The organism is Aquimarina megaterium XH134, from assembly GCF_000520975.1.
GTDB classification, from domain to species: Bacteria; Bacteroidota; Bacteroidia; order Flavobacteriales; family Flavobacteriaceae; genus Aquimarina; species Aquimarina megaterium.
In genome coordinates this window covers 1-1,776 of record NZ_JACB01000011.1, presented here as the reverse complement: position 1 = coordinate 1,776, position 1,776 = coordinate 1, and the positions used below count along the sequence as shown (strand labels likewise).

The window sequence follows — 1,776 nt, the reverse complement described above, 5'->3', positions numbered from 1 at the left end:
GGTTTGGGTAGTACAACCATCCAGGGTAACAGTAAGCGTGACATTAAAATTTCCATAACCTCGCAGTCTAATATTGCTTCCTGTTCCATGGTATGTATTTCCTTTATTAACGACTGTCCAGTTATATGTATATCTCTCATCATAATTACTGGCAGCAGCATATTTAGAAAAGCTTTGTCTCATTTTGGTATGCTCGCTGGTAGGACATGAAGTTGTAGGTGGTGTAGTGTCTGGATAAATGAAAGCATCAAAAGTAAGAACAGAATAGCCCCCGCTGGTAATAAAAAAAAGCTTGCCTTCGTTCTTATTGATTCTTTTAACCCGCACTGTTCTTTTATTATGAGTATTATCAATAATTTTAAAACCTCCGGTAGCTTCCCAAATTCCATCACAATTTGCCTCAGCAATTGTGATCGTATTTACATAAGGATATACTTTTCGGGTCCTAAAATCCATCCACATAGGGCCTTCATACCTTTTAATACTCCAGTTATGGCAACCATTAGCTGCTTTTGTAGCAGATTTATCTATTGTAGAAGTCTCTACAGATATATTTTTTGATTCTCCTTCAAGACCATCAAGAGTACCATCATCTGTCTCGCAACTACTAATAAAGGTTGCCAGCATTACCATAGTGATTACTTTAAAAATTGTTTTTTTCATGATTTGTTGTTTTATGAATTAGATCTGTTATTGTAAATAATTAGAATACTCAATACAGAGCATAGTAAGTTATGGTCATACTACATTAGATATACCTATTTTGTATGCTTATAACTCAAATGTTGAAGGCAAGTCTACTGCCTAATTACCTTCCAATATTCACATAAAAGTTTTGAGTTCTGGTTTGGGTAGTACAACCATCCAGGGTAACAGTAAGCGTGACATTAAAATTTCCATAACCTCGCAGTCTAATATTGCTTCCTGTTCCATGGTATGTATTTCCTTTATTAACGACTGTCCAGTTATATGTATATCTCTCATCATAATTACTGGCAGCAGCATATTTAGAAAAGCTTTGTCTCATTTTGGTATGCTCGCTGGTAGGACATGAAGTTGTAGGTGGTGTAGTGTCTGGATAAATGAAAGCATCAAAAGTAAGAACAGAATAGCCCCCGCTGGTAATAAAAAAAAGCTTGCCTTCGTTCTTATTGATTCTTTTAACCCGCACTGTTCTTTTATTATGAGTATTATCAATAATTTTAAAACCTCCGGTAGCTTCCCAAATTCCATCACAATTTGCCTCAGCAATTGTGATCGTATTTACATAAGGATATACTTTTCGGGTCCTAAAATCCATCCACATAGGGCCTTCATACCTTTTAATACTCCAGTTATGGCAACCATTAGCTGCTTTTGTAGCAGATTTATCTATTGTAGAAGTCTCTACAGATATATTTTTTGATTCTCCTTCAAGACCATCAAGAGTACCATCATCTGTCTCGCAACTACTAATAAAGGTTGCCAGCATTACCATAGTGATTACTTTAAAAATTGTTTTTTTCATGATTTGTTGTTTTATGAATTAGATCTGTTATTGTAAATAATTAGAATACTCAATACAGAGCATAGTAAGTTATGGTCATACTACATTAGATATACCTATTTTGTATGCTTATAACTCAAATGTTGAAGGCAAGTCTACTGCCTAATTACCTTCCTATATTCACATAAAAGTTTTGAGTTCTGGTTTGGGTAGTACAACCATCCTGAGCAATCGAAAGTGTGACATTAAAATTTCCATAACCTCGCAGTCTAATACTACTTCCTGTTCCG

General features: G+C 35.0%; 2 protein-coding genes. Both read right to left on the bottom strand.

Features of this window, described 5'->3' with window-relative positions:
• On the bottom strand, positions 1–663 hold a 663-nt coding region (locus Z053_RS28250), incomplete at its 3' end, for a hypothetical protein (RefSeq protein WP_035095706.1).
• Between the two features lie 145 nt (positions 664–808).
• Positions 809–1,507, bottom strand: a complete 699-nt coding sequence (locus tag Z053_RS0109590; RefSeq protein WP_025664806.1) for a hypothetical protein — start codon at positions 1,505–1,507, stop codon at positions 809–811.
• Between the last annotated feature and the right edge of the window lie 269 nt (positions 1,508–1,776).